The sequence below is a fragment of the Sphingomonadaceae bacterium OTU29LAMAA1 genome, from assembly GCA_024072375.1.
Classification (GTDB): Bacteria; Pseudomonadota; Alphaproteobacteria; order Sphingomonadales; family Sphingomonadaceae; genus Sphingomonas.
This window is the reverse complement of record CP099617.1, coordinates 1,619,076-1,641,472: the sequence shown is the minus strand read 5'-3', so window position 1 is coordinate 1,641,472 and position 22,397 is coordinate 1,619,076. Positions and strand designations below refer to the sequence as shown.

24 protein-coding genes are annotated in these 22,397 nt (G+C 66.7%); 17 read left to right on the top strand and 7 right to left on the bottom strand.

The window, feature by feature from the left end; all coding sequences use genetic code 11:
• Positions 1 to 241 precede the first annotated feature (241 nt).
• The 3 genes from NF699_08175 (at position 242) to NF699_08165 (ending at position 3,192) form a co-directional block, all read left to right on the top strand.
• Positions 242 to 1,294, top strand: coding sequence for a hypothetical protein (locus NF699_08175; GenBank protein USU06621.1), 1,053 nt, complete (start codon positions 242 to 244; stop codon positions 1,292 to 1,294).
• 457 nt (positions 1,295 to 1,751) lie between these two features.
• Positions 1,752 to 2,420 carry a hypothetical protein gene (locus tag NF699_08170; GenBank protein ID USU06620.1) on the top strand — a complete coding sequence of 223 codons (669 nt, stop codon included), beginning with the start codon at positions 1,752 to 1,754 and terminating at the stop codon, positions 2,418 to 2,420.
• Positions 2,421 to 2,541: 121 nt separating this feature from the next.
• Positions 2,542 to 3,192, top strand: coding sequence for a CHC2 zinc finger domain-containing protein (locus NF699_08165; protein ID USU06619.1), 651 nt, complete (start codon positions 2,542 to 2,544; stop codon positions 3,190 to 3,192).
• 306 nt (positions 3,193 to 3,498) lie between these two features.
• Here NF699_08165 and NF699_08160 read toward each other — a convergent pair whose 3' ends face one another.
• Complete coding sequence (locus NF699_08160; protein ID USU06618.1) at positions 3,499 to 4,305, bottom strand: hypothetical protein; 807 nt, start codon at positions 4,303 to 4,305, stop codon at positions 3,499 to 3,501.
• A gap of 392 nt (positions 4,306 to 4,697) precedes the next feature.
• Here NF699_08160 and NF699_08155 point away from each other — a divergent pair, with 392 nt between their 5' ends.
• The 4 genes from NF699_08155 to NF699_08140 are packed head-to-tail and all read left to right on the top strand — an operon-like array spanning position 4,698 to position 7,717.
• Positions 4,698 to 5,327 carry a hypothetical protein gene (locus tag NF699_08155; GenBank protein ID USU06617.1) on the top strand — a complete coding sequence of 210 codons (630 nt, stop codon included), beginning with the start codon at positions 4,698 to 4,700 and terminating at the stop codon, positions 5,325 to 5,327.
• A gap of 56 nt (positions 5,328 to 5,383) precedes the next feature.
• A complete protein-coding gene (locus NF699_08150; protein USU06616.1) occupies positions 5,384 to 6,217 on the top strand; it encodes a hypothetical protein in 834 nt (277 codons plus the stop codon).
• A 50-nt stretch (positions 6,218 to 6,267) separates the two neighbouring features.
• Positions 6,268 to 6,573: a hypothetical protein gene (locus NF699_08145; protein USU06615.1), complete on the top strand. Its 306-nt coding sequence runs from the start codon at positions 6,268 to 6,270 to the stop codon at positions 6,571 to 6,573.
• On the top strand, positions 6,548 to 7,717 hold the full coding sequence (locus NF699_08140; protein USU06614.1) for a ThiF family adenylyltransferase: 1,170 nt from the start codon (positions 6,548 to 6,550) through the stop codon (positions 7,715 to 7,717). The genes NF699_08145 and NF699_08140 overlap by 26 nt, the downstream gene beginning before the upstream one ends.
• Positions 7,718 to 7,806: 89 nt before the next feature.
• Here the strand turns inward: NF699_08140 and NF699_08135 are convergent, their stop codons facing one another.
• The gene (locus tag NF699_08135) at positions 7,807 to 8,826 is read right to left on the bottom strand and encodes an MBL fold metallo-hydrolase (protein ID USU06613.1); all 1,020 of its coding nucleotides are present in this window, start codon (positions 8,824 to 8,826) and stop codon (positions 7,807 to 7,809) included.
• Positions 8,827 to 9,130: 304 nt separating this feature from the next.
• Here NF699_08135 and NF699_08130 point away from each other — a divergent pair, with 304 nt between their 5' ends.
• The 8 genes from NF699_08130 to NF699_08095 all read left to right on the top strand — a co-directional run bounded on the left by NF699_08130 (position 9,131) and on the right by NF699_08095 (position 15,936).
• On the top strand, positions 9,131 to 9,460 hold the full coding sequence (locus NF699_08130) for a nitrile hydratase subunit beta (protein ID USU06612.1): 330 nt from the start codon (positions 9,131 to 9,133) through the stop codon (positions 9,458 to 9,460).
• Positions 9,460 to 10,134, top strand: coding sequence for a nitrile hydratase subunit alpha (locus NF699_08125; GenBank protein ID USU06611.1), 675 nt, complete (start codon positions 9,460 to 9,462; stop codon positions 10,132 to 10,134). The genes NF699_08130 and NF699_08125 overlap by 1 nt, the downstream gene beginning before the upstream one ends.
• Positions 10,134 to 10,469: a nitrile hydratase subunit beta gene (locus NF699_08120; GenBank protein ID USU06610.1), complete on the top strand. Its 336-nt coding sequence runs from the start codon at positions 10,134 to 10,136 to the stop codon at positions 10,467 to 10,469. Before NF699_08125 ends, NF699_08120 begins: the two co-directional genes overlap by 1 nt.
• Positions 10,469 to 11,176, top strand: a complete 708-nt coding sequence (locus NF699_08115; protein USU06609.1) for an aquaporin — start codon at positions 10,469 to 10,471, stop codon at positions 11,174 to 11,176. The genes NF699_08120 and NF699_08115 overlap by 1 nt, the downstream gene beginning before the upstream one ends.
• Entirely contained in the window at positions 11,173 to 11,565 is a 393-nt protein-coding gene (locus NF699_08110; GenBank protein USU06608.1) for a DUF302 domain-containing protein, read from the top strand. Before NF699_08115 ends, NF699_08110 begins: the two co-directional genes overlap by 4 nt.
• Positions 11,562 to 12,605: a HoxN/HupN/NixA family nickel/cobalt transporter gene (locus NF699_08105; GenBank protein USU06607.1), complete on the top strand. Its 1,044-nt coding sequence runs from the start codon at positions 11,562 to 11,564 to the stop codon at positions 12,603 to 12,605. Before NF699_08110 ends, NF699_08105 begins: the two co-directional genes overlap by 4 nt.
• A gap of 55 nt (positions 12,606 to 12,660) precedes the next feature.
• Positions 12,661 to 14,709 carry a TonB-dependent receptor gene (locus NF699_08100; protein ID USU06606.1) on the top strand — a complete coding sequence of 683 codons (2,049 nt, stop codon included), beginning with the start codon at positions 12,661 to 12,663 and terminating at the stop codon, positions 14,707 to 14,709.
• Between the two features lie 420 nt (positions 14,710 to 15,129).
• On the top strand, positions 15,130 to 15,936 hold the full coding sequence (locus NF699_08095; GenBank protein ID USU06605.1) for a site-specific integrase: 807 nt from the start codon (positions 15,130 to 15,132) through the stop codon (positions 15,934 to 15,936).
• On the opposite strand, the gene NF699_08090 is transcribed toward NF699_08095, so the two are convergent.
• From NF699_08090 to NF699_08070, 5 genes are all read right to left on the bottom strand, one after another.
• Positions 15,933 to 17,225: a hypothetical protein gene (locus tag NF699_08090; protein ID USU06604.1), complete on the bottom strand. Its 1,293-nt coding sequence runs from the start codon at positions 17,223 to 17,225 to the stop codon at positions 15,933 to 15,935. The genes NF699_08095 and NF699_08090 overlap by 4 nt on opposite strands.
• Before the next feature lie 41 nt (positions 17,226 to 17,266).
• The gene (locus NF699_08085) at positions 17,267 to 18,724 is read right to left on the bottom strand and encodes an alpha/beta hydrolase (protein ID USU06603.1); all 1,458 of its coding nucleotides are present in this window, start codon (positions 18,722 to 18,724) and stop codon (positions 17,267 to 17,269) included.
• A gap of 198 nt (positions 18,725 to 18,922) precedes the next feature.
• Positions 18,923 to 20,035 (bottom strand): hypothetical protein, encoded by a 1,113-nt coding sequence (locus NF699_08080; protein ID USU06602.1) that lies wholly within the window; start codon positions 20,033 to 20,035, stop codon positions 18,923 to 18,925.
• 3 nt (positions 20,036 to 20,038) lie between these two features.
• Entirely contained in the window at positions 20,039 to 20,590 is a 552-nt protein-coding gene (locus NF699_08075; GenBank protein ID USU06601.1) for a hypothetical protein, read from the bottom strand.
• 83 nt (positions 20,591 to 20,673) lie between these two features.
• Positions 20,674 to 21,366, bottom strand: a complete 693-nt coding sequence (locus tag NF699_08070; GenBank protein ID USU06600.1) for a hypothetical protein — start codon at positions 21,364 to 21,366, stop codon at positions 20,674 to 20,676.
• A gap of 114 nt (positions 21,367 to 21,480) precedes the next feature.
• On the opposite strand from NF699_08070, the gene NF699_08065 reads away from it, so the two are divergent.
• Positions 21,481 to 21,987, top strand: a complete 507-nt coding sequence (locus tag NF699_08065; GenBank protein ID USU06599.1) for a GIY-YIG nuclease family protein — start codon at positions 21,481 to 21,483, stop codon at positions 21,985 to 21,987.
• Positions 21,984 to 22,382, top strand: coding sequence for a hypothetical protein (locus NF699_08060; protein ID USU06598.1), 399 nt, complete (start codon positions 21,984 to 21,986; stop codon positions 22,380 to 22,382). The genes NF699_08065 and NF699_08060 overlap by 4 nt, the downstream gene beginning before the upstream one ends.
• The last annotated feature ends 15 nt before the right edge of the window (positions 22,383 to 22,397 follow it).

Below are 22,397 nucleotides of genomic sequence, written 5' to 3'. Positions count from 1 at the left end.
GCCGCCCAGCAGCAGTGAGGCCCATGGAGGGCAAATCGAGGCCCTGCAGGGTTTCCGGGCTTATCCCATAGCCACATGCTACCTCGCGCAGCTCGCGCAGCTCGCGCGGGACGCCGCCAGCGCCCCGTGAACAGGCGACGGAGCATTTCCGGAAGACCGACGGTCGACGCCGCCCCGCCGACATCCGGGGTCAAGCGCAACGGGCGTGCCCAGCAAAACCAGCCAAACCAAGGAACAAAACATGAACAAAACTACTCGCGACATCACTCGTGTCGCGCCTCACCGACTGGCGGAGACGAACCGTCGGATCGACATACTCGATCGGTACATCAGGGGAGAGATCGCAAGCGCAGAGGCGATGGAGCAGCTGCAGATCGCACGTTCCACCTTCTTCCTTCTCGCCAAGATTTGGAGAGCTACGGGTCGACCGGAAGCGCTCCTGGGGTCGGGGCGTCTGAAGGCTGCGGCGACGTCGCCTGGCGAACGGAGTTCGTCGCCGAAGCCGGCGAGGCGGGAGAAGCCGTCCGCGTCGCAGAGCAGGACGCGCGCCCGAACCGGACAGCCGACAAGCGACGGCGGCGTCGATCGGACCGTTTCCGGGGAAACGGATGCGGTGGCCACGGGAAGGCAGCGCGCCCGACCGCCGTTGCAGGTGCAGGACCGCTCCCTGGTGCTGACGTTCTGCGGGGTCGACGTCCCTGTCGCCTGCGAGGGGGGCAGCGTGGCACCCGTCGCCGCACTGGTCCTCGACGTCCGCGATGGCCCTGTCGTTCTCGGAATGGCACTGACCACAGAGACGCCGTCGCCGGCGGCCGCCGCCTCCGCGCTGCTCGACGCGCTGACGAGCTTCGACCTTCAGGCTGCCGCCGCACCATGGTCCGCTCTGCTCATGGGCGAGGTCGGCGGGGACTGGGGTCGGCTGGCCGTCGCGCTCGAGAGCGCAGGGATGGGCACGAAGCTCGAAGTCCTTCCTCCGCGAAGCCGCCGCTGGCGCGAGGCCACCCGCATCCTCGGGGACCGTCCCGCAGGCCTCCTGCTGAAGCCGGACTTAGCCGGTCGGCCGCCGGCGGAGCGTCGCGCCCGCATTCCGAAGGGCGGAAGTCCGCTCGGCCTGGAGGACGCCGAGGACATCGTCCGCGGACGCCTACGGCTCGCCTTTCCCGGCCCACGCCGGGCCCTCGTCGCCGATCCTGATATGCGCGCCCGGCTCTCCGCCAGTCTACGGAGGCTGCTGGTCGATGCGGCCAGGCGTCCGGCCGAGGCCAGTGAGCAGGCGGTTCGCGGTTCGCGGTGAACCATGCGGGGACCTGACCGCGCGCGAGGCCGCCGCCGATGCGACGGGACCCGCCTCGTTCATGCGCACCCCTCGGGTCAGCAGTGGAAGCCGGACGCCCCGGTCGGTCGGCGAGCCGGCGCCCGGGTTGGGTCGGCGTCAGCCCGCTCGACCTGAAACACGCAAAGATATTGGGCGAAGCCGGCCGATGCCTGCGTTCTCCTACCTGGGCCGCGCCCTGGCCGGCGTATCCGACGCCTGCGCACCGACCTCGGCGAACCTCAGAACCGTCTAGTCGATGCCGCTGCGTGTGGTCGAGATAATCCGGTTGCGGGCGAAGAATGAATAGCGCGCCATATCTAGCCATTGCGAGCAAGCGAGTGCGTAAACGTTTATCTGGCAGGATCGGTTGAGCCGGCCATCGCCGAAACTATGTCGTCGAGCAAATCGAAGCGTCTGGGCAGTATAGGAGGCGTAAGTGGCTCAACGGAAGAAGCAGGTAGACCTGAGGATCGTCTGTGACGACGAGACGATGCCGATCGAACTAGTCTTAGAACGGCTCCGCAGGTTGCTGGAGGTAGATTTCGAGCTGCACGGTTCGCTTTCATCCCCGGAGGATGTCGCGACCGACGGCGAAGTACTAAAAATGACGTTTCGGCCCCTGCGCCTCGGCGTCGATGAAGCTCGGTCCGCGCAGGCCGACCGTATCGCGGCGCACTGCAATCTCCTAGACGCTCTGAACGTCCCGAACGGCATCAAGGCCATATCCATCGCACTTCACGCGCACTGGTCCTGCGGTCACCGAGCCCGGTTTGGGGAGCCAGCCAGTCCGTCCACGGTCAAGCGCTGGCGCACCGAGCGGAGTCGCCGCGGTCGCGACGGTCGACGCTGCCCCCCGCCGCGCAGGCGCGACGTGGGTCCGAACCGCGTCGTGCGCGGCCTGAGGCTACACCATGCGATCCGGACGAACGCGTCCGGAACCGGCATGAGGGAGGGCTACCGGAAGGCCATCGCTGACCTTCGGACCGTGAACGATGGCGCACACCGGTTCTACGAGAAGCCCGATCTGCCGCTGAAGCCCTTCAGCTACGTCACATTTCGCCGCGACTGCATCGGTCTTCGCCGAGGCGCCGTGGGCCGACGATGAGGCGAAGGACAGGTCGGGAGGCATCGCCTCGCGCCGTTCCGATCCAGACCACCCCGTCCCAGGCGCGCGGCGTGCCGTGCCCCGGGACGGAATCCTCCGACCGACTGACCGAAGAGGTTCCATGCCGTACCTGACCACGGACCTCGAGAGCTATCTGGAGCTCCCCATGCGCGACGGCACCTTCCGCGGCGTCTGCGTCGTCGACGAGGGCGCCCGGCTGCAGGCGCTCGCTCCGGGCAGATCCCATCTCGATCGCATCGGGATCGAGATGGGTCTTCTTCCGCGCGGCAGCAGCCTGGTCTCGCAACCCTACGTGTTCCCGATGGCACTGCATGGCGCGGCGGATGGTGGCGAGCCGGTCTTCACGGCCGCGGCCGCCCTGGGACTGTCCGGACGCGGCGATCGCATCGGCCGCGGCTACATCATGTCGGAAGACGACGCAGAGGCGAGGCGACGGCACCCGAAGGATGCCAGGCGGTACGACGCGCTCGCAGATGCACTGGCATCCGAACCGGGCGACTCTTGTCATCTGGCCTTCGCTCTGCTCGCCGACGCGCTGAGATCGGACGCCGCCGTCAGTCCGGACGTGAACGCGATCCGGATCCGATGCGCCTTCCACGCGGGTCGAGAGCGTGACCTCTACGTCTATCGGGGCGGCAGCCGCTATCACTGCTTCTCGTGCGGCGGGGGAGGGGACGAGCTCGACTGGCTCGTCCGCCGCCATGGACTTTCGGCTTCGCAGGCTGCGAGCATACTGAGATCCAGGACGTAGGGACGTTCCGTCCGGCCCCAGAACCCAGTGCATCGTCCAGCAACTGTGCTGTCGTTGATCAGAGCATATAGAACCACCGCTGGCGGCCACGATCCCGGTGCACGTCCTCGACAGAGCAACTTCGGAAGATGCGCTCCATCGCCTCCAGGACGTGACTTCAGGATGGTCGAGCGCAATAGACTGGGGGGCGTCCGTGAACGTCGCTGCAGGCGCGTCGGCTTCAATGTCGTCGAAGATCAGGTGGCGTGAGGGGCTCCCTGCCAGGCCATGGCTTGCACTCCCTCGATCCGGCTGACCCCACGGCCCTCACGCCGTCGTGAAAGTCTGCTCTTCCGTTCCTCCGTCCTCGGCTCGAACCGCAGCCGCCAGATCGTGCAATCCTCTCGACTCCAGTTCCAGGGCAAGCGGTTCCAGAAGCTGACCATGGCCGGTGTCCCGAACCACGGCCGCGACGGAGGAGATGGCGCTGACGACGGCTTCGCGTCCGGGCGATCCGGCTTGACCTAGCTTCTCGAACTGGTCCGCTAGCGCGAGAGGCTGAAAGCTCGCGGGCAGGGGGGGCGGGAAGGTCGGCGGCGCAACCCGGCGACCTGCGGGAGCGGCTTCGCTTCGCCGCGTCGTCTCCCGCTCGCGTATCTCGATCGCCTCACGAGATGCGAGGCTGATCTCCGTTATCCGTCCGTCCGCCTCCACCTGCCGAATGGTCACCTCGCTGCCGGAGACCGCCGCTATCCGAACGATCTCCTGCACGCTTCTGTCGACGCGCGTCTTCGGCGCCGGCGCCTCCACTCCATCGGTCTCGTCCTTCTTCCGCGAGACGAGCTTGCGTATCGATGCGGCGAAATCCGTGATGCTCTTGATGCCCCTGGCGATCTCGACGCCATCCTTGATGAAGGGCGACGCCGCGGACACGGCGTCGTGTATCGCAATGAGAAGCGAACCCTTCTCGATCCTGCTGACCACCAGCGTCCGCCCTCGGTATGCACGCGCGTAATCCTTCGCTAGCGCCGTCAGCAGACTCCCGAGATCAGCCGCCAGCAGCTCGCGGCGATAGTCGAAGACGATAACGAGCTCTGCAGCGTATCGAGGCGTCAGCGATCGTTGGTCGGTCATGCAAGTTCCAGTTCCTTCGAGGCGCCAGAGCGTTATCCGCCTGTCGCATTATATGCCGTCCATCCACGTGGGCTACCTTCGTCCGCGAGCGCCGACGCAGGCAGGCGGATAGGAACGATCGCCCGTCTGCTGAGCGCCGGACGCAGCGCGAACATGGTCTTGATCATCGCAGGCTCGACGTTCCACGCCAGATCCGCAGGCCAGGAACGGGTCGTTAGCCAAGGCGTGGCGTCCCCGACGGACAAGGGCGTTGAACATGTCGTGGGCCGCGTTGTCACTTCGGTGGGCCTCTGAATTGCTGGCAGACTTGGGGGGTAAGCAACCACATCGCGGACATGCTAGACACAGCCATTCAAGATCGCGACGGTCGGACCAGCGACGCCTCCGATCGCATGACCCTTGGATACGAGCCCAGATACGATGCGCATTCCGCTCGGCTGGAACTGTTCCGGATCGTCCAGCGCGGCGAAGCACGCGTCGAGGAAATCCCCGTGTGGAGCCGGACCTACGCGCATCGGCGTCACGCCGAGGCGATTCTCGGCTGGATGACCAGTCAACCGGAACGGTGGCTGCTATGGGGACGCCTGAGCGAGCTGGTCGGTCCCGAGCGGCTCCTGACCATGGCGGTCGCACAGGTCGCCGACGAGCGGAGCGAGGCGGCGCGGAAGCTGCTTCGCAGCCGCGCCCAGGCGCGGAAGGCGGGGAAGAGGTCGCGCTCGATCAACTCCTATCTCGTGGAGAAGGGCGGCGAATTCGGCGTCGATCTGCGCAGGGCCGGTCACGAAAACGGCTTCTTCGCAATCTTCTTCCGGCAGAGCTGGGAGCGCGAGCGGTTCCGTGACTGGTGGCGGCCTCAGGCGCATCGCTTCGCGGAGTTCGCCGCTTTCCTGGACGAGCACGGAGCGCCGGCGCTCGAGCGCCGGCTGCTCCGTGAGATGCAGGAGACCGAAAAGCGGGTGAAGCTCGCCGGACTGTCGGCCGGAGGCCGTCGGCCCCTGCGGTTCTGGCGGGGAGACGAATGATGCTCGCGAGGAACGAACTCGTCGCGGCACAGCCCGGTCGGCCCGATGCGCCGACGATGACCGTCATGCAGAGCGCGGGGAAAGGGGCGACGTTCGGGCTGGACCGCCCGCTTCGGCTGCTCGGCGGCAACGGCCTCGTGCCGGAAGGCGCCGCGGGTCGCCCCCTCATGGACTGGGCACCTGACCTTTCCGCCATCGTCGACGAGGCGTGTCGCCGTCAGCGGGCGGCCGATGCCTACTGGTTCCGTCTTCCGCCGCTCGCACTCTGCGGCGCGACGGTGGACGAGGCCCGTTTCGTCGCCCGCCGCATCGCCCGCAGCGCCGGGCTGCCGCTGCTCGTCATGAACGCGCAAGCCCTGCAGCCTGACGCTCTGCTCCGTTCCGGCGTCCTGGGTCCCGAACTCGTCGTTCCGCCGGAACCGGTTTTCGCGATGGCGTCGTCCGGATGTGCGAACCCCCTCGTGCTCGTGCTCGGCGCCGAAAGCGCCCCGTCGGGCGTCGTCGAAGGCCTGGCGGCGATGCTGGACGCCCAGACGGGCCGCCGCTGGCTCTGCCGCTCCATGGACGCCGTTCTGGACCTCGGTGGCATCGGCTGGATGATTGCGACGACGCACGAGCACGCCCTCCCGACCTGCCTCTTCACCCGGCTGGTTCCGACCCCGATTGACGTGCCGGTCGACGAAACCGTGCGGATGCTCCGCGTCATCGCGATGGCGGAGGAGGTGATGGCCGATCATGATCTCGAGATCGAGGAGGTCGCCGACGTCCTGGCGACGATCTTCGACGATCCCGACGGCGTCTGGAGCGCCATGTCGAGCTGCTCCGCCGGCGCCCTGCACGAGGAAGTGGCGCGCAAGCTGCTCCGCGCGGTGCACGCGCCGAGATTCTAAAGCGTCAGGCGCCGCGCGGAAGACAAGTCAACACTGCAAGGAGAACGTAGATGAACGATACCGGACGCGGCCTCGTGCCGTCGAGGGGCAACCCCCTCGAACCCGCACGCCGTACGGAACATGCCCGCGAGATCAGCGTGAACGGGAGAATGCACGTGATCGAAGGAGGCAGCATCGACCACGCCGAGCTCGTTCGCCTGGCGTTTCCGGACATCCACGCGGCCGAGGCCAACGCTCTGACGGTGACGTACAGGGGCGGTCCTCTCCATGCCGCGGAGGGCCTGCTCACCACGCATCAGCGCACGCCGATCGCGCAGGGGGAGGCCTTCGTTGTCAGCCGCACCGTCGCGTCGTAGCGCGGATCTCGATCGGCTCCGGGACGAGGGCTACGACATAGCCCTCGTCGACGGTCTGCTCGTCGTCCGCGGCATTCCCTATGTCACCCGGCAGCTAGCGATCGGATACGGCACGCTGTGGGTCCCGATGCGCATGGCGGGCGACCGAACCCTCTCGCCGGACGGTCATACCGTCCGGTGGGACGGCGACGCGCCGCACACCGCCACAGGCGCTCCGCTGCCCGGGATGCGAGTGGGTCATGATTGCAACTTCGGCGGCCGGAGGCTGAGGGTACTCTGTCAGGTCACCGTCGGTCGTGACTTCCGGGACTTCCACGAGCTCGTGACCGCCTACGTCAACGTCATGGGAGCCCAGGCCGTCCTGATCGACCCCGCCTGCACGGCCCGGTCCGGCGGCGGGATCGCGAGGGAGCACAACGCGGCGTCGCCCTTCAACTACATCGATACGGCCTCCGGCAGAGCCGGCATCGAACTGCTCTCCCGCAGGCTGGAGGGGCAGACGGTCGCGATCGTAGGTCTCGGAGGCACTGGATCGTACGTTCTCGACCTCGTCGCGAAGACGCCGGTGGCCGCTATCCACCTCTTCGACGACGACACTTTCGATCAGCACAACGCGTTTCGCGCGCCGGGTGCCGCCTCGCTCGACGACCTTCTGCTTCGCCGTACCAAGGTCGACCATCTGGCGGCGATCTACTCGCGCATGCATCGCGGCATCGTACCTCGTGCGGAGCGGATGGAGCGTGGGAGACTGGGCGCGCTGGACGCCATGGACTTCGTGTTCCTCTGCATCGACGAGATCGAGCCCAAGCGCGCGATCTGCCGTCGCCTGGAGAGGGCCCGCGTCCCCTTTGTCGACACCGGCATCGGGGTCGAGGGGGGCGCCGACGGCGTGTTCGGCCTGCTGCGGGTGACCACCAGCACCGACGGTACCCGGAAGGCCGCCCTTAACACCATACCCGGCGGTCTAGGAGGCCTGGACGACACGTACCGGTCGAACGTGCAGGTCGCGGACCTCAACGCGCTTGCTGCGGCGCTCGCCGTCATCAGGTGGAAGCGCCTGTCCGGCTTCTACAGAAACGCGGGCGAGGAGCACCTGAGCGTCTTCGACGTCGAGAGCGGACGCATCCACACCGCCTCCGAATGACAGTTCGTCGTCACGGGTTTCCACGATCAGCAGCCCAGTCACGCGGTCCGAAGCCGTCCTGCGTCCACCCCGCCAGATCCCGATACAAACTATACCCCGCGATACACGAGAGTCGTGAAAAGGGCGGGGCTGATGATCATCTGTCCCCAACGGTCGTCGAACTCGGTAGTTGGCTTCGCCATGATCGTCTCCTCAAGCGACTTACCCTGCCTCTTCAGCGTGGCGACCTTGTTTCGGATCGCAACCAGCATGTCACGATATTCAACGAGGTCCTTTCTCCCGCCGACAGGGCCGTGCCCGGGAACGACGATCGTACCGGGGCCCGCCATGGCAACATTTGCTTCGGCAGCCTGGATCATTCCGTCGATGCCTCCGCCCGCAACGTAGTCGATGAACGGATAAAGGCCGTTCCACCACGTGTCCCCGGTCAGCAGCACGTCGGCCTTGATGAAGTAGGCCGACAGATCTCCGTCGGTGTGCGACGGAACGTAGGGGCGTAGCCGTATGGTCTCGCCGCCGAACGGCATCGACCTCTCGCCCCGCACCAGCTGCGCGACCCGTGCATCCTGCGACACGGGCGTGAAGGTATGCCCCCACTCCTCGACGCGGATGGTCTGGTCCAGGTGCCTGGCGGTGTTCGCGTGGGCGATCAGGACTGCGCCGGCGCGATGCGTCCACCCGTTTCCGTCGGCATGGTCCCAGTGCCAGTGCGTGTTCACCGCATATCTGATCGGCACCGGAGAAATGCCGCGAAGCGCCGCCTCGATCTTGTCCTTCGACAGCGCAATGCCGTCGTCGACGAGGAACATGCCGTCCGGGCCTGCGTATGCGGCCATGTTGCCGCCGGAACCCTGAAGCATCGACACGCCCCCGCGAAGCGGCTGGACGGTAATGGCCGATGCCTCGGCGGCCGCGTTGATGGTCGCGTAGGGCGTCTGCTGAGCAGAAGCCGAAGCACCTGAAAGGGTGCTTCCGACGGCTGCGCCGAAGAGGAAGAACTGCATCAGTCGCGTGATCACTTTACGTACCTTTCCCTGTGATCGTCCAAGGTCAACGCAGGAGCGATGCAGGGTGCGGCCCGGTTCGATCGGGGCTGGCTGCGTCGTCATGTGGGTGCCGTGGAGAGATATGACGGAGTTCTGTCGAGCGCCGCATTAGATTTCTTGCACGACCGGGTGGTCGAATACATTCATACGACGGTATCGGAGTCCACCGCACCTGGACGGCAAGCGGGTTCTCTGTGCCAGGTCGGAACTTCGCTATAAGGAACGAATGGGGGCGTTTCCTGTCCTCCGCTTCGCAGATGTGAGTGCCGACATGTACTCACGTATGGGGTCATGCCTGACACGGTAGAATGGCGGGCCGGATCGCTGTTCTGCAACTTCCTGGTCATGGATCAACAGGGAGCGAACCATGACCGCTTCGATACTACAGCAGGTACTGCCGGCCCTGAACGAGATGCCGGTCTTCGACGTAGGAGAGCGAGTTCGCGTCGCTATGCGCGCGCCGATCGGTCACTACCGTGTGCCGATCTACCTGCGCGGCAGCGTAGGCACCGTAGAGCGCGTAATCGAGCCGGCGCTCGTGGACAACGAGGAGGAGGGATACGGCCGGAACGCCGGCAGCAGGCGGCACTACTACCGCGTCTCCATCCCGATGCCCACGCTCTGGGAGAAGTATGACGGCTCCCCACGCGACGAGCTGCACATCGAGATCTACGAGACCTGGCTGGAGCGCGCATGATGGCTGGCGGACCGCATACACACGATCATGGTCATGATCACGACCACGACCACGATCACGACGATCACGTCCCCATAACCGCCGACTCGAAGCCGGGGTACTACGAGGTCATGGAAACCGCCGTGCGGGAACTCCTGACCGGGAAGGGGTTCATCACCGCCAGCGACATCCGGCACCAGATCGAGGTGCTCGACAGCCGCACGCCCGCGCTGGGCGCCGCCGTCGTGGCTCATGCGTGGACCGACTCCGCCTTTAAGGAGCGCCTGCTCGCGGACGGCCGAAAGGGCTGCGAGGAGCTGGGCATCAGCTTCTACGACGACACTCAGCTGATCGTGCTCGAGAACACGGCCGAAGTGCACAACCTGATCGTGTGCACCCTGTGCTCCTGCTATCCGCGGCCAGTCCTTGGGCTTCCGCCCGACTGGTACAAGCTGAAGCCCTACCGGGCCCGCGCGGTGATCGAACCCCGCAAGGTGCTCGCCGAATTCGGCACCTTCATCCCGGACGACGTCGAGATCCGCGTGAGCGACTCCACTGCGGTCGTCCGCTACCTGGTCCTTCCGCGTCGGCCCGAGGGCACCGAGGGCTGGTCGGAGGAACGGCTCGCCGCTCTCGTCACTCGTGACGCGATGATCGGCGTCATCCCCGTTACTCTGGACAAGGAGGCCGCGTGATGGCGACCGAGGACTTCGTCAGCCGACTGCCTAACGACATCGGCGGCTTCGAGGCCGGATCGGTGATGCGTGTGGAGCATGTGCTCGAGCCCTGGGAGAAGCGCTGCCACGCGCTTGCCGACGTGCTCGACTTCAGGAAGCTCATCAACACCGAGGAGAAGCGCAAGGGCGTCGAGGCGCTCGGCGAGATGCTGATCGGCAAGCTGCCCTATTACGAGCGCTGGATCGTCGCCTTCGCGAACATCGGGTTCACCAAGGGCTTCTTCACGCCGACCGAGCTGGCCGAGAAGATGGCCGAGATAGACGCGCGCTTCGCGGAGCAGGACGCGGCGTGATGAGGCCCGCCCAGCTCACCTGCTTCCACGAGGCCGATCCGGCGCTGTCGCTCTGGAGGCGGTCAGGAGTCGAAGCGCTCGGGACCCTGCTGCTTGTGCTGGCGGCGAGCGGCGGCGGCATCGCGGCGAGCCGGCTGTTCGCCGCCGCGCCGGGCTTCGTGCTGCCGGTCGTGGCGCTGGTCCTCGCAGGCGCGCTCGTGTCGCTGATCGTCGCGCTCGGCGCCGTATCGGGCGGTCACTTCAATCCGCTGATCACGGTAATGCAGTGGCTCGCCCGAGAACGCGGCGGCATCTGCACGGCAGCCTACGTCTCAGCGCAGCTGGGCGGTGGCGTCCTTGGCGGCTGGCTGGCAGGTCAGGTGTGGCACGTCGCGGCCACCGGAGCGGGCGGCCTGGGCTGGAATGGCGCCGTGAGCGAGCTCGTCGCGAGCGCAGGACTGATGCTCGTCGTATTCGGCTGTGCGCGCAGCGGCCGCGCGACCACCGGACCATTCGCCGTAGGCGCCTGGCTGGTAGCCGGCGTGATCGCCACGCCCACGACCTCCTACGCCAACCCGGCCGTGGTGCTCGGGGCGCTGGTCACGGCAGGGCCTCTAGCACTCGGGGGTGCATCAGCGGCTCCGTACCTTCTTGGCGAAGCTGCCGGCGGGCTGCTCGCGCTCGCTGCAGTGACGCTGTTCATTCACAGGACGGGAGCGGCGACATGAGCGTCCCCGGCCTCGTCACGCGACCTGCCGAGGGCGGGTACGCTCAGGTTTTAGCCCGTCTCGAGGCAGCGTTCGGGACCCGCGGCATGGTACCGATGGCCCGTATCGATCATGCCGCAGCGGCAGAAGATGCGGGGCTGGCGCTGCATCCGCTCATTCTGTTCGTGTTCGGCAATCCGCGCGCCGGAACCGGGCTCATGCAGGCCCGTCCGACGCTGGGCATCGATCTGCCTCTCAAGCTGATCGTCTGGGAGGACGCCGACGGCGTGCATGTCGGCTACAACGACCCCGCATGGCTGGTCGAGCGGCATGGCGGGGATGTCGGCTCGCCGATCCTATCCGCGATGCGCGACCTGCTCGAGGCGCTCGCGCAGGAAGCAGCGGCATGATCGCGCGCCTCGCCGCGCTGCTGCCGGCCGATAAGGCGTTTCGACGCAATCTCGCGATCGTCTACGCCGCGCTTGCCGTGCTGAACCTCGGCGGCTGGGCATGGGCGCTGCTGCTCTTCCACGACAGGCCGGCGATGCTCGGCGTGGCCGTCCTAGTCTACGGCCTGGGCCTGCGTCACGCCGTCGACGCCGACCACATCGCGGCGATCGACAACGTGACGCGCAAGCTGATGCAGGAGCGTCAGCAGCCGGTCGCCGTCGGCTTCTGGTTCGCCATCGGCCACTCCGCGGTCGTCATTCTGGTCACCGCCGTCGTGATTGCGGCAGCCAGCAATCTCGAGGCGTTCAAGACTTTCAGAGAAGTGGGCGGCACGCTGAGCACCTGTATCTCGGGGCTATTCCTTCTCGTCGTCGCTGCAATGAACCTGATGATCCTCGTCACGATCCTGCGGACGATCGGGCGCGTGCGGTCGGGCGAGCGGATCGACAACGGTGCATTCGATCTCATGTTCGCCGCTCGCGGGCCGCTCTCGCGCCTGTTCCGGCCGCTGTTCCGGCTGATCGGCCGCTCCTGGCACATGGCCCCACTGGGGTTCCTGTTCGGGCTCGGCTTCGACACCGCGACCGAAGTGACCCTGTTCGGCCTCTCCGCGACCCAGGCGGGGCGGGGCGTCCCGATCGAGGCGGCGCTCGTCTATCCGGTGCTCTTCGCCGCCGGGATGTCGCTGCTCGACACCACCGACGGCGTGCTGATGGTGGGTGCCTACCGCTGGGCGTTCGTCCGCCCGCTGCGCAAGCTCTACTACAACATGACGATCACGCTGATGTCGATCGCGGTCGCACTGTTCATCGGCGGCGTGGAGATCGCCGCGCTTGCAGTGCGCAGGTTAGGTCTGGAAGGACCGATCGCCCGCGGAGCCATGGCGCTGAACGAGAACTTCAACGCGCTGGGGTTCGCCATCATCGGCGTGTTCGCCGCGGCCTGGGGCACGTCGTTCCTGATCTTCCGCTTCATCGAGCGCCGGCCGCAGGTCGCCTGATGACACCGGAGGCGACAGGCATGCAGGTCCCGTCCAGTCGACGGGGCAAGTCCTGATGTGTCACGGGACGCTCCTGGCAGCTCTCGGAGCGGTAGCGTTCGTCAGCTGTGGCCAAGCCGCTGCCGAACCTACCCGAGATGACGATCCGCCCATTGCTTCGACCGAGAGGAACGGACCGGAGCCGGACGATATCGTCGTCTTCGGTCGGGGGGAGGCAAAGATCGGGGTTGCGGCGGCAGCCAGCGAGGGCACGGTGAGCGGAGCGGATCTGCTCGTCCGTCCGCTCCTGCGCGTCGCTGAGCTGGTCGAAGCAGTGCCCGGGATGATCGCCGCGCAGCACTCCGGCAGCGGCAAGGCGAACCAGTACTTCCTGCGCGGCTTCAATCTGGATCACGGCTCCGACTTCACGGCCTATGTCGACGGGGTCCAGATGAACCTTCGAAGTCACGGACACGGTCAGGGCTATCTCGATCTGAACGGCCTCATTCCTGAGATCGTCGCCAGCGAGGACTTCCGAAAGGGACCGTACAGGGCGGACGGCGGCGACTTCGCACTCGCGGGCGCGGCCTACTTCAGGACTATAGATAGCTATGATCGTCCTTGGGCGTCAGCCGAGCTGGGGTCCTACGGCTGGCGCCGCATCGCGGCGGGCGGGACCCTCGAGAACGTCGGTTCCGGGACGCTGACGCTGGTCGGCGAGGGCAAGGCCTATGACGGACCTTGGCAGCAGCCGGAGAGACTTCGGCATCTGGCCGGGTTCGGGAAATACCGCAGGCAGGTCGGGGCAGTCGATCTTGCGGTCACGCTCCACGCCTATCACGCGACCTGGCGCCCGACCGAGCAGATACCCGAGCGCGCCATCGGCTCCGAGGTCTGTCCGGATGTCTTCTGCTCCCCGGATCCCAGCGCGCGTGGCAGGACCACGCGCCTGATCGGCAACGTCGCGGCCGAAGGCGACGACTGGAAGGCGAATGTCTTCGGGCAGTTCTACGACTGGAGGATGTTCTCGAACCCGACCTATGCCGACCCGGACGGCACGAACGCGCAGATCGAGCAGTTCGACCGCAGGTGGATCATAGGCGGCCGAGGGCAGCGGAACTGGAGCATTCTGCCTAGATTGGAGATGATGCTCGGAGGCGAGGTTCGCCACGACCACGTCGGCGATGTCGGCGTGTATCGCACCGCGTCCCGACGACTTCTGGGTTCCCTCGGCCGCTACCGTGTGCAGGAGAGCTCGGCGGGGCTGTACGGGGAGGTGCGCTGGAATCCGGCTCCTGGTCTGCGCCTCGTCGGCGGCCTTCGCGGTGACTATTATGCGTTCGCCGTGCGCGCGCGCGACGCTGCGGCAGAAGCGCTCGGCACCGGCACGGGTGACGCGGTGCAGGTCTCGCCTAAGATGTCGGTCGCATACGCGCCTGCGACCTGGATCGAGTTCTACGGCAACTGGGGGCGAGGCTTCCATTCGAACGACGTTCGCGGAGCGGTGAACCGGGAAGCTGCGGTGGCGCCGCTCGTGCGCGGCGACGGTCGAGAGGTGGGCGCGAGGGTGCAGAGAGGAAAGGTGAGCCTGACCGCGACCTACTGGTGGCTCGACGTGGACAGCGAACTCCGGTTCGTCGGGGACGCCAACTCGGTCGAGCCGACGGGAGCGAGCCGGCGGCGTGGCTACGAGCTCGTCGGCTTTTGGCGACCCACGTCCTGGCTGGCCTTGGACGCCATCTATACCGCTAGCCATGCTCGGTACGACAATGGAGACCGAATCCCGAACGCGTTCGAGAACGCGGCCTCGATCGGCGCCGCGGTTACAGCCGGATCATGGGAAGGAAGTCTGCGGCTGCGACATCTCGGGCCGTATCCGCTGATCGAGGATGACAGCGTTCGCGACCGTGGCAGTACGGTCGTGAACACGCGGGTCGCTTGGAAGCGCGGCAGGGTGGAACTGTACGGCGAGGTGCTGAACATGCTCGCTAGCCGCGACAAGGACATTGCCTATCTCTACGAGTCTTACCTCCCTAAAGTCGACACCCGGGGGCCGGTCGAAGGTAGGATCAGTCGAATAGTTGAGCCGCGAACGGTTAGAATTGGAATAAAGATTTATTTATAGAGAGCCAGTCGATTTAAGGAAAAAAGTGCTTTGGCTTGCGCCCAAGTTCTGCTTCGCCACGCAGGCGCTTGTGAGATAAAAGTTCATTTTAATCAGGGTTTGGTGGATTGCGGCCTGTCCGCTTTCGGACGTTGATCGCGAGAAACCGGACATTCGTTCATGCGGCGGCGAAGGGGGCTCGAACGCCCGCGCATGGTGGAGAGCGGCCTGTCCGGTTTCGGGCGACCCACCGGGGTAAGCTGCCGTTCGTTCAGCAGTGAGGGCAGGGGGCTCGAACGCCTACCGCTGGTGGAAGCACGAACCCGCTGCGCGGGAGGGGCGTGCGGGGCACGGTTGAGGTAATGTAACGAGCGTTGCGCGCCGGTTGAGCGCGGCAGGAGGCAGGCAGAGCATCGGGACTCCACCAGAAGGAGTCCTGCCATGACCACCCTCATTCCTGTTGCCGTCAGCCCGCTACGCCAGCGTCTCATCGACGAGATGGAGATACGGCGCTTCGGCCGCGAGACGCAACGCAACTACATCCGCGATGTCGGCCGGTTCGCGACGTTCCTGGGGCGCTCACCGGACACCGCAACGGCGGAGGACGTCCGGCGCTTCCAGATCGAGCAAGGCGAGCTGGATGTCCCGGCGTCGACCATGAACGCTATCGTGTCAACGCTGCGGTTCTTCTTCACGCAGACGCTCGACCGGCCGGACCTGGCGCGCAAGCTGGTCCGGATGCGGCATGAGCGCAAGCTGCCGGTGGTGCTGAGCCGGGACGAGGTAGCGCGGCTGCTCGACGCGACCACGTGCCTCAAGCATCAGGCGGCGCTGTCCGTCGCCTATGGTGCGGGACTGCGCGCGGCCGAGGTCGCCGCCCTCAAGGTCCGTGACATCGACAGCGAGCGCATGCTGCTCCGGGTCGAGCGCGGCAAGGGCGGTATCGCAACGCCATGGCGCCGACGGCCGCGAGCAACGGCACTTCCTGCAATCGGGTGGCGGCCGTCTCCTCGACCAGCGGCGACAACCTCGTTGCGATCGAGCGCAGCAGCTGCGAGCTTTCGCTCGACGTGTCGGGCGCCGGCGTCGGCCGCCGCGACTTCCGCGACCGCGGCGCGGATTGCTCTCAGGGCCCCTCCGCCGATCCGTCCGACATCGCGCCGGACCAGGGCGGCAACCTCATCGCGGGTCAGCGAGCAACGCATCGGGCGCGGACTAGCACACGCGCGGGCGCTGGCAGCCGGCTAACGGCACGCCGCCAGGAACTCCGCCATTTGGCTGCTCAGTACCGCGGCACCTTCCACCGCCTCGCGCTGGCGATCGGCCTCAAGGATCGAGGCGCACGGGGGCGACAGCGCTCGGTCGCCAGCGAAGTAGTTGGGCAGGGCAAAGGGTCCCTCTATGGTGTTCAGCCTGCTCATGGTCGGAACGTCCAGGAGCCCGCGGGTGGGGCGGGTGCGCGCGGCGTTGGTGTGGCCGGCGGCGCAACCCTCGAAGTAGATCATGTCGAACTGCGTGCCGTGGCGGACGCTCGGATAGGCGAGGTGCCCGAGCGCCGCCTCGTAGATCGCGTCCAGTGGCGGGAAGTTTGCCGCCGCCAGGGCATCGCGCAGCCAGCGATCGGTGTCGCCGTCGTAGCGCGGAGCGGCCGAGATCAGGACGACGAACAGGAAGCCAGGGTCTCGCCGGGCGACAAGCTGCTGCAGGCGCTCCATACCGCGCTCGTCGCGCAAGACGTCCGGAATCCTCACGTCGAGATCGAGGTCGGGCGCGAGGTTGAGGACGACGCCGGCAGCATGCGCGGCGATGCGGTACGCCGTCAGCGGATCGCCGTCGCCGCACCGGCTCGCGGCGAGATGGGCCGGCGCGGAATAGAGAGTCAGCGAAGGATCGTAGAAGGTCCGGGCCTGATCGCGGCCGAACGCGCTCAGACGCTCCTCATCGCCCTGCGCCTCCCGGAAGGCGATCAGCGCCGCGTGCTCCAGCTCGACGAACATCGCCCTGGTCTCGAACAGGGCCGCGGCCGTGATCGGCTGGCGTGAGACGAAGCGGTTCTGGTCGACGTCAGTGAACCGCAGGAAGTAGATGGGCTCAGCCGCGTCGGAGCGCCCGGCGTGATCGAACGCCAGCCCGACCGACGATTCCCAGCGCCATCGCGGCAGCCGCGGCGTCAGCCAGCGATAGTCGGGGTCATATTCGTGGAAATAGGCGCCTCGGTCGAACCGCCGCTCGGCGTCGCGAAGGGCCGCCATCCGCCATAGCTGACTGCTGTCGCCAGCCAGCTTGCTCTCCAGTCCGAAATGGGCGTCCGAGAGGCAGGTCAGCAGCTCGCGCCCGGCGACCGTGCCGACATGGTCGAGACCGTGCTGGAACTCGTGGACGAGGACGGGGAGGTGCGCCTCAAACCAGTCGCGCCGATAGGCCTCGTCGGCGCGCGCGGGATCGAACTCCTCCTCGATGTGGACAATGATCTCGCGCGGCGAGTAGGCCGCGCGAGCGGAGGTGTTCGGGAACAGGATGGACGAACGAATGGGCATGATCGACGATCAAGAAGAAGGCGGGCCGCCAACATGGGGTGTCAGCCGGCGATCTCCCAGTGCCGCGTGCCGCCGCCGGCGATCTCTCTAAGAAAGGCGCGCTGGGGCGGCGGCAGGTCGTTGACCAGCAGCTGCTGCATGTCGCCGAGCACCGGACGACAGCTCGCGACATAGCCGTGGCCGAGCAGCGTCAGGTCGACGTTGGTCACGTTGACCGTGTCGATCCCGTCGATCACCGCCACCGGCGGCGTGAAACCGATGCGGGCGGCGCCGTGGAACAGGCGCGAGCAGCGGATCGCCAGGTCCGCTGCGGACACGTACAAGGTGGTGCGCGTGCCGACCTCGCCGTAGGCGCCGGCGAGATCGCGGAACAGGTCGCTGTCGACGTCCGGAGCTGCGAGGATGATCTGACCGAAGGGCTTTGCCGCTCGATCCGCGGCCTTCCCGGCGATGCGGTTGACCGCGCGCAGCAGCCCGCGATTGCCCATGCTGTGGGCGACGAGATGGACCCGGGCGGCGGTGCTCCTGGTGGCGACATCGACGAGGAACTGCGTGATCGCCGCCTCGCTCGCCTCGATGGCAGCTTCGTCGATCGCGTAGGACAGGATCCGGCCGCGCGACGGCCAGCTGAAGAACGCCATTGGACCGGTAAGACCGAGATCGGCCCCGATCTGCGCGGCCCGGAGCGCGGCGCCATCGAAGCTGACATTGTAACCGTGCAGGAACACGACGGCATCGCCCGGACCGGCTTCGGCCCCGACGCGATCGACGAGGCTTGCCCAATAGTCATCGGGTTCTGCCGGATCGATGCTGTCGATGCTCAGCCGATCGTCACCGCGCGAGAGCCGCCGCCACCACGGCGAGCCGGTCGAGCCGATCTCGTGCGCCTGAGGGATGATAACGCCGCAGCGGCCAAGATGGGTCTCCGCGTCGCGCTCGGCGCCGTAGCCGACGACCTTGTCCTGCTGGACGATCGCGCGCCGGTTGGTGGCGTACCAAAGGTCGAAGATGCGCGACTGCGGCTGGGTCAGTCCGGGGATACCAGTGGTCATGCGACCGAGCCCGAAGGAGCGCTCATACCGCCCCGGCGCAGGCTCCCAGGTGGCGCGCAGGGTGCCGAGTTCGCGGAAGAGGTCGTCGCTGACCTCGGCCAGCGATGCGTCGATCCGGTCGAGCAGGTCCGCCGCGATGCCGGCGCTGCGTGCGTCCTCGGCGGTGTCTCGAAGCTCCGCCTCACCAGCCCGGATCAGCTCCACCAGCGCGTTGCGTCCCGCAGCCACTCGCGCCGCGACGTCCGCCGTCTCGGCTGCCGCGAGCGCGTCGTCCTCGGCAGGTTCGAGCCCGGTTGCGGCGGCCAGCAATGCGCGCGCCTCGCTCCAGCGCTCGAACAGCAGCTTCAGGTGATCGGTAGTGATCGCCCGCGCCGCCTCGTGGTAGCGACGAGCGAGCCGGTGCATGAGGTTGCACAGCGCGAGCCGCGCGGCCCCTTCGTCGATCACTGCGATGATCCCGCCGCGCATAAGTTGCGCTCGAGAAAGGTCTGCCTCGTCACTTTTCCTCCGCGTCTACACCACGTCCATGGTCCGCCATCGAACATAACGCCATCCCAACCGAACACCCCCGCCACTTTTCAATCTCCCGGCGTCACCGGTGCCGGAGCGGCAGAGGTCCGGTCGTACCCTGCCACCGGGTTGCGATCAGACGAGCCGGACAGTCCCACCGTCTCTCCCGAGCCGAACGACGCGGCCGCCGGCGCCATCGTCCCCTACGAGAACACGCTGCGCGTCGGTGGGTGGCGCGGGCGGTGTCGTTTCGCCCTCGATCAGCCGCTTGACCTCCTGGCGATCGATGCCGACGAAAGTCGGGTTCAGGTCGAGCCGCTCCAGCGTTTCCCGGTCGGATGGCGACAGGTCGGCCGGCGCCAGCTTCGATCCGCGTACCACGACTGCGCCGAGCAACGCTTCGCCGGCCGCGCCCTCTACGTCGTCCATCTCGAACACAGGCGCTTCGGCCAGAACCTCGCGACCGCGCCGCTGGCGACGGTTGCGGCTGGCGGGGAGCGGGTCGCGCGCCAGGCCAAGCAGCTGATCGGCCAGTTCTTGGTAGCCGAGCGGCGCGAGCAGGCGCGCAGCGTGGTAGCGGGCAACACCGAGCGCGAGCGCTGCGGCAGCCTCCGGGCTTTCACCGCCCTCGGCGACGGGATCGTGGACCCAGAGCATCGGCTGGGTGCGCGTCGGCGTCGCATATCCCCAGCGTGTGGCGATGGCGAAGCGCTTGAACGTCGCCGGTCGGCCGCCGACCGTGATCTCCGCCCGCAGCGCCTGCTTTCGCGCGCGCTCCAGCGCGGCGGCGGGGCTGCCCTGGTCATGGCAACCTTTCGCCTCGACGATGCCGAGACCCGCGCCGGCACCCCACGTCACCCAGTCGGGCAAGTCGCCCGACGGGAACCGCGGCGTACGCCGCAGGAGGCCATTCATGGCGCCGCTCAGCATCATTGGCGGCTTGGTGATGTGCACGAAGTGGGAGTAGCGCAGGTAGCGGGTGGCGTAGGCGCGGGCGACGAAGCGGCCGAACAGGCCCGAGACCGCGGTTTTTACCTCGCGGGCTTGGCCGAGCGGCGCGTGGAACAGGAAGTGGCTGCTGCCGGGATGGAGCAGCGCACTGAGCAGGCCCCAATTGCCGAGCGCCACGCCGGGGGTTTGCAGGACCTCGCGCAGCCCCGCGTCCTCGACCTCCTGCACCGTCAGGTCGACCGAGGTGCCGAGCGGGGAGGCGGAGGCGGGGGTGAACCGATGGGAGAACAGCGGCACGTGCTAGGCCTTTGCGGGGAAGCGACGATATCGCTTACCGGTCCATTGCCGATAGACGAAGTCGCCGACGATGGCGGCGTTGATCGCCTTGAGCGTGATCTTGAGCTTTTCTCGCTTGAGACCGTAATCGTAGAGGCGGTTGTAGAGGATCGACCAGGCGAGGCAGCTATCCGAGAAGTGGACGGAGTCCGCCGTCGACCCGAATACCCAGCCAAAGACGACGCCGGCGGCAGTCAGCGCCTTTGTCAGTGCTTTATCGCCGCCACCGCAGGTCGCCATAACCAGCGCTTTGTCCGCGCCTGCCGCGGGCCGGATCAGTTCCACAAACTCGGCCCAGGTCAGAAACCTTTCGTCGGTCAGGAACACCCCTTCGCTGTTGCCATGCGAGGAGAAGTGCAGGACCTCGTAGTCGCCGCGCGCCGCTTCCGCGATCGCCCTGCGCGCGAGCTTGCGGGTGAAGGCGACACGATACTCGGTCCTCGTCCCCAGGATGCGCAGGATCTCGTTGGCGGCGTGGCCGTCGAGCATGCGTTCGTAGAAGTCCTTCGGGTCCAAAGACTCGACGATATAGACGCTCTTGAGTTTGCTCATGAGCCTGGTTCTTCCCGCAATCGCCGCACGAGGCAATGTGCATCGAGCTATGCCGACTGGAATGATTGAGCGGGCGTCGGGACTGTCGCCGGCTCGATCTCCTGATCCGGAGACACCTCGACTAGCAGGAAGTGAAGTGTCCTGCCGTGGTAATGCGTGTCCGGGAGTTCCGCCCACCTGAATTCGTAGTCGTGAGCGAGCGTGATCGGCACATCGTAGGGGTCGTTGGTCCGATATTCGAGGCGCGTTCCGGCCCGGTAGTTCGCCCCGTGCCGGATATCGAAATCAGCCGTGTTCTTGGAGTAGCTCGCACGGGAGATGTAATGCTGATGGTCCGTGCCGACCAGCATGAAGGCGATGTCGGCCACATCCTTGCACCGTTCCAATCGCGCGATATCCTTGAAGACGTAGTAGCGGTTGTTCGGTTCGCGGTGGTTCGCTTCCTTGAAAAACTTGAGCTCAATCGCGCAGCGCGTCACCGTGCCGTCGGTCAAGGTCAGCTGAAACCAGATGTCGATCCGCCCGCGCTTTTCGCGACCGCCCCGAAGCGGCTTTTCCAGTTCGATCGAGAAGGTCTCGCGCTCGCTCACCAGATAAAGATCGGCGACCGTGGCGATGATGCGGCCGAGATGGAGCTGGAGCGTTGCCTCGCTCTCGCACACGATGCGCCCACCCCGGATCTGCTCGAACAGCCGGGGAATGGCGACATTGACGATCTCCCGGAGGCGGGCAGCGGACATCCCGCGAGCTGAACGGGCGGGTCCCCGACTGTCAACGGCAGCGGCGTGCTCGACATCGGCGCAGAGTACGCCATTATGAAGGTGTTGGGCGGGGCAGGCCACGGATTCTGATCGATGGCTGTTTACTTCATCTCGCAGGTCGAGAACGACCGCGTCTTCACGAAGATCGGGCGGGCGCGGAACATCGAGAAGCGCCGCCGCGACCTCCAGACCGGCAACCCCGTCGCGCTCGCAGTAGTGGGGTGGATCAACGCCGCGGATGATCACGCGCTGGAGCGCGCGCTGCACGCCCATTTCGCGACCCGCAGGCTCTCCGGCGAGTGGTTCGCGATTGAGCCTGCGGACGCGCTGCCGATGTTGTCGCGCGCCGGCGTCGATGGCTATGTCGCCAAGAACACCGATGCCTTCGAGATCACCGGCTACGACCGAGACGCGGTCCCTGAATATCTTGGCGTTTGGGAATGGGGCGATCTCGAACTCGAGGAATGCTGCCCGTTCTGCGGCTGCATGTGCGGCATGCACTTTCAGGAGGCGAGCTGGATGTACCATTGCATGGCGTGCGACGCGCTGACGGACTTCTCCGAGCTGGACCGCGAGCACCGCCATGGAGCGGAGCGGTGACCGCCGCGCCGCCGCTGACCTTCACCACGCTCCTCGACAGCGCCGGGCTTGCCCGCCGCGACGTGCGGCTGCTGCGCCACAAGGACGGACGCTACCCCGGCTTCCCATCGCTCTACGCGCTGTGGCGCGACCAGCGCCCCCGCTTCGATGCCTATCAGGAAACGCAGGCGTTCGGCGACGAGCCGGACCTCCGCGCGCCGATTTGGGCCTCGTTCGTCGGCCTGCCTGGCAGCACCGAGACGCTGTTCGTGGGAATGTACAGCGCCGAGCTGGTCGGACCGTTGCCCGAGGAACGACCGCATCCGATCACCGGCCGGCCCGAGCCGGCCGGCAGCTGCAATCTCTATTGCCTCGCGCCCATGCCGGCGCTGGCGGACTATGTAGGCCGCCTCTGAATCGCCTGGGGCGGC

Bases quoted from the DNA above. Each gene is read 5' to 3' on its own strand.
- NF699_08175 (USU06621.1), top strand. From the start codon at position 242: ATGAACAAAACTACTCGCGACATCACTCGTGTCGCGCCTCACCGACTG.
- NF699_08165 (USU06619.1), top strand. From the start codon at position 2,542: ATGCCGTACCTGACCACGGACCTCGAGAGCTATCTGGAGCTCCCCATG.
- NF699_08160 (USU06618.1), bottom strand. From the start codon at position 4,305: ATGACCGACCAACGATCGCTGACGCCTCGATACGCTGCAGAGCTCGTT.
- NF699_08155 (USU06617.1), top strand. From the start codon at position 4,698: ATGACCCTTGGATACGAGCCCAGATACGATGCGCATTCCGCTCGGCTG.
- NF699_08150 (USU06616.1), top strand. From the start codon at position 5,384: ATGACCGTCATGCAGAGCGCGGGGAAAGGGGCGACGTTCGGGCTGGAC.
- NF699_08145 (USU06615.1), top strand. From the start codon at position 6,268: ATGAACGATACCGGACGCGGCCTCGTGCCGTCGAGGGGCAACCCCCTC.
- NF699_08135 (USU06613.1), bottom strand. From the start codon at position 8,826: ATGACGACGCAGCCAGCCCCGATCGAACCGGGCCGCACCCTGCATCGC.
- NF699_08130 (USU06612.1), top strand. From the start codon at position 9,131: ATGACCGCTTCGATACTACAGCAGGTACTGCCGGCCCTGAACGAGATG.
- NF699_08125 (USU06611.1), top strand. From the start codon at position 9,460: ATGGCTGGCGGACCGCATACACACGATCATGGTCATGATCACGACCAC.
- NF699_08120 (USU06610.1), top strand. From the start codon at position 10,134: ATGGCGACCGAGGACTTCGTCAGCCGACTGCCTAACGACATCGGCGGC.
- NF699_08115 (USU06609.1), top strand. From the start codon at position 10,469: ATGAGGCCCGCCCAGCTCACCTGCTTCCACGAGGCCGATCCGGCGCTG.
- NF699_08110 (USU06608.1), top strand. From the start codon at position 11,173: ATGAGCGTCCCCGGCCTCGTCACGCGACCTGCCGAGGGCGGGTACGCT.
- NF699_08105 (USU06607.1), top strand. From the start codon at position 11,562: ATGATCGCGCGCCTCGCCGCGCTGCTGCCGGCCGATAAGGCGTTTCGA.
- NF699_08100 (USU06606.1), top strand. From the start codon at position 12,661: ATGTGTCACGGGACGCTCCTGGCAGCTCTCGGAGCGGTAGCGTTCGTC.
- NF699_08095 (USU06605.1), top strand. From the start codon at position 15,130: ATGACCACCCTCATTCCTGTTGCCGTCAGCCCGCTACGCCAGCGTCTC.
- NF699_08090 (USU06604.1), bottom strand. From the start codon at position 17,225: ATGCCCATTCGTTCGTCCATCCTGTTCCCGAACACCTCCGCTCGCGCG.
- NF699_08070 (USU06600.1), bottom strand. From the start codon at position 21,366: ATGTCCGCTGCCCGCCTCCGGGAGATCGTCAATGTCGCCATTCCCCGG.
- NF699_08065 (USU06599.1), top strand. From the start codon at position 21,481: ATGGCTGTTTACTTCATCTCGCAGGTCGAGAACGACCGCGTCTTCACG.